Here is a 7182-nt window from a genome sequence, read left to right as displayed (position 1 = left end):
GGTCGGCCCCCAAACCCGGAAACTGGCACGCCCATTGCTAGGAAGGCCGCGAACAAATGTGCGGAGGACGCATAGCATGGGTCAGAACAGTCTTTTCGGGGTGCACGGTGCGGCGCTCGCGGTGCGCTCGCAGCGCATGGGCGTGCTCGCGTCGAACATCGCGAACGCCTCGACGCCCGGCTACAAGGCCAAGGACATCGACTTCAAGGAAGCGCTGAACGCGATCGAGACGCCGGGCATGGCCGGCGCCGATCCGATCGAGGCCGCGACCAAGTTCCGCATTCCGCTCCAGCCGAGCCTCGACGGCAACACCGTCGAGCTGGCGACCGAGCAGACCGCCTTCGCCGAGAACGCAGTCGCCTACCAGACGACGCTCGCGTTCCTCAACGGGCGCATCTCCACCATCACCCGCGCGCTGAAGGGAGAATAATCATGGCCGATCAGCCGCTCAGCATCTTCCAGGTCGCGGGCCGCGCCATGTCGGCGCAGCTCGTGCGGATGAACACCACCGCGTCGAACCTCGCCAATGTCGGCCAGGTCGCGTCGTCGGCGGCCGAGGCCTATCGCACGCAGAAGCCGGTGTTCCGCACCGCCTTCGACGCCGCCAACAACCTCGCCACCGTCGATGTCGAGCGCGTCGTGACGGCCGGCGAGGCGCCGACCAAGCGCTACGACCCGGGCAACCCGATGGCCGACAAAGACGGCAACATCTGGGAGAGCGCGGTCGACGAGACCCGCGAGCTGGTCGACATGATGGAGACCGCGCGCACCTATCAGAACAATGTCGAAGTGATGCAGACGGCCAAGACGCTGATCACCCAGACGCTCAACCTGGGACGCAGCTGATGTCGAACTTCGACGACGTGATGAACAAGCTCGGCATCGGACGCACCGGTGACGCCGACAAGAACGCGCCGGCCAAGAACACCACCGGCACGCTCGGCCAGTCCGACTTCCTGACGCTGATGACGGCGCAGATGAAGAACCAGGACCCGTTCGATCCGGTCGACAACACCCAGATGGTCGCCCAGATGGCGCAATTCTCGTCGCTCGCCGGCATCAGCGAGATGAACACGACGCTTCAGGCGATCGCCGCCAAGCTCGGCGCGACCTCGACCACCGACCTCGTGTCATGGGTCGGCCGCACCGTGCTGACCGAGGGCAGCACCGCCTATCCGCGCACCGACGGCACGCTCGGCGGGGTGATCGAGCTCGGCGCCGATGCTGCCGAGGTCAATGTCGTGATCGAGGGGCCGAACGGCGAGATCCTCAAGAACGTCTCGCTCGGCGCCGCGGCCAAGGGCCAGATCGAGTTCGAATGGGACGGCTCCACCGACACCGGCGAGGACGCCGGCGACGGCCCGTTCAAGATCCGCGTCGCCGCGCAGAACGCCGATGGCGGCGCGGTCACCGCCAAGCCGCTCGTCTGGGCCCCGGTCACCGCGGTGGCGATGGGCAGCGACGGCAATCCCGTCCTCACCCTGCCCGGCATCGGTCAGGTCTCCACCACCGCCGTCCGCAAGATCGGCTGACGCATCGCTTAAGGAGCAAAATCAATGTCCTTCTACACCTCGCTCTCCGGTCTCCAGGCGGCGCAGACCGATATGTCGACCATCTCGCACAACCTGTCGAACGTCTCGACCAACGGCTTCAAGAAGAGCCGCACCGAGTTCGCCGACGTCATCGCCTCGTCCGTGTCGCTCAACCCGAACCAGATGGTCGGCTCGGGCACCACGGTGAAGGCGATCCGCCAGCAGTTCGGCCAGGGCGGCACGCAGCAGTCCTCGTCGAGCCTCGACATCGCGATCTCGGGCGACGGCTTCTTCGCGGTCAAGCCGAGCCTCGACGCGGCCGGCGTCAACTTCACGCGCAACGGCAGCTTCCTGGTCGACAGCGAGCGTTATGTGACGGATTCGCAGGGCTCGTACCTGCAGGTCTATCCGGTCGACGGCTCGGGCGCGGTGATCGCGACCGGCATGGGCTCGACCGTCAATCTGCGCCTGCCGCAGACCAGCGGCGTGCCCGAGGCGACCAAGAATGTCGGCCTCTCGCTCAACCTCTCGGCCTATTCGTCGGTGCCGTCGGAAGCCTCGCGCTTCACGCCCGAGACGCCCTATGCGTTCGACCGCTTCGATCCGGGCACCTACAACAACTCGACTCAGACCACGATCTACGACGCCAGCGGCAACCCGCTGACGATGACCAGCTATTTCGTGCGCGAGACGACCGATGCGCCGAGCACCTGGTCGGTCTACACCTTCGTCGGCGACAAGCAGCTCGGCACCGATCCGGCCGATCCGCAGCCGGTCACGCTGACCTTCGACAGCAACGGCGCGCTGAGCTCGCCGACCACGCCGACCCAGTTCGCACCGTTCACCGTCGGCACCAGCACGACCGAGCAGTCGATCGCGCTCGACTTCGGCAGCGCGACCACTCAGCTCGGCCAGCCGTTCAGCGTCAACAACCGCTCGCAGGACGGCAAGGCCGTCGGCCAGCTCGACGGCGTCACGGTGGGCGAGGACGGCACGGTCCGCGCGAGCTTCTCGAACGGCGACAGCCTCGCGCTCGGCAAGATCGCCCTCGCCAACTTCTCCAACCCTTCGGGCCTGCGCCAGCTCGGCAACTCGACCTGGGCCGCGACCGGCCTGTCGGGCGAGCCGCGCCTCGGCGAGCCGGGCACCAACGGCTTCGGCGGGCTGATGTCGGGCGCGATCGAGCGCTCCAACGTCGACATCACCGAGGAGCTGGTCGGGCTGATCGCGGCGCAGCGCAACTTCCAGGCGAACGCCAAGGCGCTCGATACCGCGAGCCAGATCTCGCAGACGATTTTCAACATCCGCAGCTGATTTCAACGGGTTAGGGAGGCCAAGCGATGGACAGGCTCGTCTATACCGCGCTGTCGGGGCTCAAGGGCCAGATGGACGCGCAGGCGACGATCGCGAACAACATCGCGAACGCCTCCACGATCGGCTATCGCGCCGACCGGGTCAATTTCGAGCAGCTGATGATCAAGGGCGACGGCCACGACAGCCGCCAGCCCAGCGCCGAGACCGTGGTCGACATGGACCGCCGCGCCGGCACGATCGTCTCGACCGGCCGCGGGCTCGACGTCGCCATCACCGGCGACAACTGGCTCGCCGTCCAGGCGGCCGACGGCAGCGAAGCTTACACGCGGCGCGGGGATCTGCGCATCGCACCGAGTGGCGTCTTGGAAACCGGCGACGGTTTCCCGGTGATGGGGTCGGGGGGCCCCATCACCGTGCCGCCGCACGACAAGATCATGATCGCCGACGACGGCACCATCTCGATCGTGCCTCCGGGCGCCGACCCGAGCCAGCCGCCGCAGGTGCTCGACCAGCTCAAGCTGGTCAGCGACCAGGGCAGCAGGACCGTCAAGGGACTGGACAATCTGCTCCATGTCCGCGGCGGCGGCGCGCTGCCCGCGGACCTCGACGCACGCGTCCAGACCGGCGCGCTCGAACAGTCGAACGTCAACCTGACGCAAGCGCTGGTCGACATGATCGAGAACCAGCGCAGCTACGAGGTGCAGGCCAACCTGCTCCGCGAAGCGAAGAACATGGACGAGAGCTCCGCGTCTTTGATGCGGGTGAGCTAAGTATCTAGGGAAGGACCAGGACCATGGGTTCCGCAGCAATGCACATCGCGCGCACCGGGCTCGACGCCCAGGACATGCGCATGCGGGTGATCTCGAACAACCTCGCCAACGTCAACACGACGGGCTTCAAGCGCGACCGCGCCTCGTTCGAGGCGCTGGCCTATCAGGTCGTCACCGCGCCCGGATCGGCGAGCACGTCGGAGACGCAATATGCCACCGGGCTCAACCTCGGCACCGGCGTGCGCGTGCAGGGCACCGCGCGGATCGACACCCAAGGCTCGTTCCAGACCACCGGCAATGCGCTCGACATGGCGCTCGACGGCAACGGCTTCTTCCAGGTGCAGCTGCCCGGCGGCCAGCTCGGCTATACCCGCGCCGGCAACTTCACCCGCAGCCCCGAGGGCCTGCTGGTCACCGCCGAGGGCTATCAGGTGATGCCCGGCATCACGATCCCCGAGGGCGCGACCGCGATCACCGTCGGCACCGACGGCACCGTCTCGGCGACCGTCCCCGGCCAGACCGAGGCGTCGCAGGTCGGCCAGATCCAGATCGCGGCCTTCCCCAATTCGGCGGGGCTCCAGGCGATCGGCGACAATTTCCTGGTCGAGACCGCCGCCAGCGGCGCGGTCAATCTCGGCATCGCCGGGCAGGACGGCCGCGGCAACATCCGCCAGGGCATGCTCGAGGGCTCGAACGTCAACGTGGTCGAGGAGCTGGTCGACATGATCGAGACCCAGCGCGCCTATGAGGTCAACTCGAAGATGATCTCGGCGTCCGACGAGATGCTCAAATATGTCAACCAGAACATCTGAGGCCAGCGCCTTTAGGGGGAATGTCATGAAGTTCGCCGCAGGTCTCGTCACCGGTGCCGCGATCGTCGCGGCGATCGCGCTCGCCCAGCCCGCCAAGGCGCAGCTGTTCGGCGGCAAGAAGCAGAAGGAGGACTTCAGCGTCACCCTTCCGGCCCCCGTCGCGCCCGCAACGCCCGCCAACGGCTCGATCTTCCAGGCGAGCCAGGGCTATGCCGCGCTGCACGAGGGCACGCGCGCGCGCCGCGTCGGCGATCCGCTGACGATCGTGCTGACCGAGCGCACCAGCGCCTCCAAGTCGGCCGGCTCGCAGCTCGACAGCGGCGGCGGCTTCTCGATCACCCCACCCTCGACCGGCGCGCTGTCGCTGTTCAAGGAGAGCGACGCCAGCATCAGCGGCAAGCGCAACTTCAAGGGCGCGGGCAGCGCCGACCAGGCCAACGCGCTGTCGGGCGAGATCAGCGTGACCGTCGCCGAAGTCTATCCCAACGGCACGATGCTCGTGCAGGGGCAGAAGCGCGTGACGCTCAACCGCGGCGACGAGTTCATCCAGATCAAGGGCATCGTGCGCCCGAGCGACATCGATGCGAGCAATCGCATCGCCTCGACCCGCGTCGCCGATGCCCGCATTTCCTACACCGGCAAGGGCGACGTCGCCCGCGCCAGCCGGCAGGGGTGGCTCAGCCGCTTCTTCCAGGTCATCAGCCCGTTCTGAGGAATCCCGACATGACCCGCTTCCTCGCTGCTTTTTTGAACGCTGCGCTGGGCCGCCGCACCAGCCCGCTCCCCCACCCGGCCACCCATAGGGTAGCCTGGCTGGGTGGCCGGGTGGGGGAGCGGGCTGGTGCGGCCCTCCTGACGGTGGCCGCGATCTTCCTCGCGGCCACGCCGGCAAACGCCGAGCGGATCAAGGATCTCGGCGCGTTCCAGGGCATCCGTTCGAACCAGCTCACCGGCTACGGCATCGTCGTCGGGCTGCCGGGCACGGGCGACGACAATCTCGAGTACACCGTCCAGTCGATGAAGGGCGTCACCGCCCGCTTCGGCCTGGCGCTGCCGCCGGGGGTCAACCCGGCACTCAAGAACGCCGCGGTGGTGATGGTGACGGCCGAGCTGCCGCCCTTCGCCAAGCCGGGGCAGAAGCTCGACATCACGGTCTCGTCGATGGGCAAGGCCAAGTCGCTGCGCGGCGGCACGCTGGTGATGACGCCTTTGCTCGGCGCCGACGGCCAGATCTATGCGATGGCGCAGGGCAACCTCGCGGTCGGCGGGCTGGGTGCCGAGGGCGCCGATGGCTCGAAGATCGTCGTCAACATCCCCTCTTCGGGCCGCATCCCGGAGGGTGCGACGGTCGAGCGCGCGGTCGAGACCGGCTTCGCCGACACGCCCTATCTCACCTACAATCTCGCCCGCTCGGACTTCACCACCGCGCAGCGCGTGGCGGACGCGATCAACGGCCGCTTCGGCTTCGGCACCGCGCGCGCGATCGACGGCGTGTCGGTCGCGGTGATGGCCAAGCCCGGCGCGGACGTGCGCGCGCAGCTGATGAGCGAGATCGAGAATCTCGGAGTGGATGCCGCCGAGGCGCCGGCCAAGGTCATCGTCAACGCGCGCACCGGCACGGTGGTGATCAACTCGGCCGTCCGGGTCAGCCCGGCTGCGGTAACGCATGGTAAACTCACCGTTCGTATTGATGAATCCCAGCGCGTCAGCCAGCCGGCGCCGTTCAGCCAGGGGGAAACCACGGTCGAGCAGCGCAGCGCGGTCGGCGTCGAGGAGGAGAAGCGCCCGATGTTCCTGCTGGAGCCCGGCCCGAAGCTTGCCGATGTGGTCAAGGCGGTGAACGCGATCGGCGCGTCGCCGGCCGACCTCGTCGCCATCCTCGAGGCGCTCAAGCAGGCCGGTGCGCTCAAGGCGGAGCTGATCGTCCTGTGACCGACCTTCGCGCGCCCTTTGATATGAGCCGCGGCACCAGCCCGCTCCCCCACCCGGCCACCCGGCGGCAGGATCATGTGGGTGGCCGGGTGGGGGAGCGGGCTGGCGCCGCCCCGGGTGTGGCGCAGCCAACCCTCACGGGAAGCGTCTCGACGGACACGGCCCGGCTCGGCACGCGCGACAATCTCGATAAGGCGGGCGAGCAGTTCGAGGCGATCTTCACCAGGATGATGCTGTCCTCGATGCGCAAGGCGAAGCTCGCGGATTCGCTGTTCGAGAGCCAGGCGCTCGACCAGTTCCGCGACATGCAGGACCAGAAGCTCGCCGAGAACATGGCCGCGCACACGCCGATCGGGATCGGCAAGGCGATGACCGAGTTCCTGGCCAAGGCCGGCGGCATGGAAACCAATCCTCCCCTGCCAGCGGGAGGATTGTCGGGAAAAGGTGAACCCGAATGACCGACATGCTCTCGATCGGCGCCAGCGGCGTCCGCACCTACCAGACCGCGTTGACCACGACGTCGGAGAACATCGCCAACGCCGGCACCGCGGGCTATTCGCGCCGAGTCGCCACGCTGCGCGAGGTCGCGGCGCCGAGCGACGGCTCGAACCGCGTGCCCAACGGCCTCGGCGTCACCGTCTCGGGCATCACCCGCGCGGCGAGCGACACGCGCAACGCCGAGGTCCGCGCCGCGGGCTCGGACCTCGCGCGCAGCGAGGCGGGGGCCGTATGGCTCGACCGGATCGAGGGCGCGCTCACCGGCAACAAGCTCGACGAGCGCCTCACCGCCTTCTTCAACGCCGCGACTGCGCTCGCCGAGCT

General features: G+C 68.0%; 9 protein-coding genes and 1 pseudogene. All 10 read left to right on the top strand.

What is annotated here, in order from left to right:
* Positions 1–76 precede the first annotated feature (76 nt).
* Positions 77–430: a flagellar basal body rod protein FlgB gene (gene flgB / locus ABDV68_RS17515; RefSeq protein WP_343521386.1), complete on the top strand. Its 354-nt coding sequence runs from the start codon at positions 77–79 to the stop codon at positions 428–430.
* A gap of 2 nt (positions 431–432) precedes the next feature.
* Positions 433–846, top strand: coding sequence for a flagellar basal body rod protein FlgC (gene flgC / locus ABDV68_RS17510; RefSeq protein ID WP_343521385.1), 414 nt, complete (start codon positions 433–435; stop codon positions 844–846).
* The gene (locus tag ABDV68_RS17505; RefSeq protein ID WP_343521384.1) at positions 846–1532 is read left to right on the top strand and encodes a flagellar hook capping FlgD N-terminal domain-containing protein; all 687 of its coding nucleotides are present in this window, start codon (positions 846–848) and stop codon (positions 1530–1532) included. The genes flgC and ABDV68_RS17505 overlap by 1 nt, the downstream gene beginning before the upstream one ends.
* A 24-nt stretch (positions 1533–1556) precedes the next feature.
* Positions 1557–2846, top strand: a complete 1290-nt coding sequence (locus ABDV68_RS17500) for a flagellar hook protein FlgE (RefSeq protein WP_343521383.1) — start codon at positions 1557–1559, stop codon at positions 2844–2846.
* A 26-nt stretch (positions 2847–2872) separates the two neighbouring features.
* Positions 2873–3616, top strand: a complete 744-nt coding sequence (flgF, locus tag ABDV68_RS17495) for a flagellar basal-body rod protein FlgF (protein ID WP_343521382.1) — start codon at positions 2873–2875, stop codon at positions 3614–3616.
* Positions 3617–3639: 23 nt separating this feature from the next.
* Positions 3640–4428, top strand: a complete 789-nt coding sequence (flgG, locus tag ABDV68_RS17490; protein ID WP_343521381.1) for a flagellar basal-body rod protein FlgG — start codon at positions 3640–3642, stop codon at positions 4426–4428.
* A 25-nt stretch (positions 4429–4453) separates the two neighbouring features.
* Positions 4454–5140 carry a flagellar basal body L-ring protein FlgH gene (locus ABDV68_RS17485; protein WP_343521380.1) on the top strand — a complete coding sequence of 229 codons (687 nt, stop codon included), beginning with the start codon at positions 4454–4456 and terminating at the stop codon, positions 5138–5140.
* A gap of 11 nt (positions 5141–5151) precedes the next feature.
* Positions 5152–6360 (top strand): flagellar basal body P-ring protein FlgI, encoded by a 1209-nt coding sequence (locus ABDV68_RS17480; RefSeq protein ID WP_343521379.1) that lies wholly within the window; start codon positions 5152–5154, stop codon positions 6358–6360.
* A complete protein-coding gene (locus ABDV68_RS17475; RefSeq protein WP_343521378.1) occupies positions 6357–6818 on the top strand; it encodes a rod-binding protein in 462 nt (153 codons plus the stop codon). Before ABDV68_RS17480 ends, ABDV68_RS17475 begins: the two co-directional genes overlap by 4 nt.
* Positions 6815–7182: pseudogene (locus tag ABDV68_RS17470) on the top strand (flagellar hook-associated protein FlgK); the annotation flags it as partial. The gene ABDV68_RS17475 and the pseudogene ABDV68_RS17470, both read left to right, overlap by 4 nt.

Origin of the sequence: Sphingomonas sp. (assembly GCF_039595165.1) — a bacterium.
GTDB lineage: Bacteria > Pseudomonadota > Alphaproteobacteria > Sphingomonadales > Sphingomonadaceae > Sphingomonas.
This window is presented reverse-complemented; position numbering and strand designations above follow the sequence as displayed.

What these genes read in the sequence shown, in the direction of transcription:
- flgB (WP_343521386.1), top strand. Translation starts at nt 77, where the DNA reads ATGGGTCAGAACAGTCTTTTCGGGGTGCACGGTGCGGCGCTCGCGGTG.
- flgC (WP_343521385.1), top strand. Translation starts at nt 433, where the DNA reads ATGGCCGATCAGCCGCTCAGCATCTTCCAGGTCGCGGGCCGCGCCATG.
- ABDV68_RS17505 (WP_343521384.1), top strand. Translation starts at nt 846, where the DNA reads ATGTCGAACTTCGACGACGTGATGAACAAGCTCGGCATCGGACGCACC.
- ABDV68_RS17500 (WP_343521383.1), top strand. Translation starts at nt 1,557, where the DNA reads ATGTCCTTCTACACCTCGCTCTCCGGTCTCCAGGCGGCGCAGACCGAT.
- flgF (WP_343521382.1), top strand. Translation starts at nt 2,873, where the DNA reads ATGGACAGGCTCGTCTATACCGCGCTGTCGGGGCTCAAGGGCCAGATG.
- flgG (WP_343521381.1), top strand. Translation starts at nt 3,640, where the DNA reads ATGGGTTCCGCAGCAATGCACATCGCGCGCACCGGGCTCGACGCCCAG.
- ABDV68_RS17485 (WP_343521380.1), top strand. Translation starts at nt 4,454, where the DNA reads ATGAAGTTCGCCGCAGGTCTCGTCACCGGTGCCGCGATCGTCGCGGCG.
- ABDV68_RS17480 (WP_343521379.1), top strand. Translation starts at nt 5,152, where the DNA reads ATGACCCGCTTCCTCGCTGCTTTTTTGAACGCTGCGCTGGGCCGCCGC.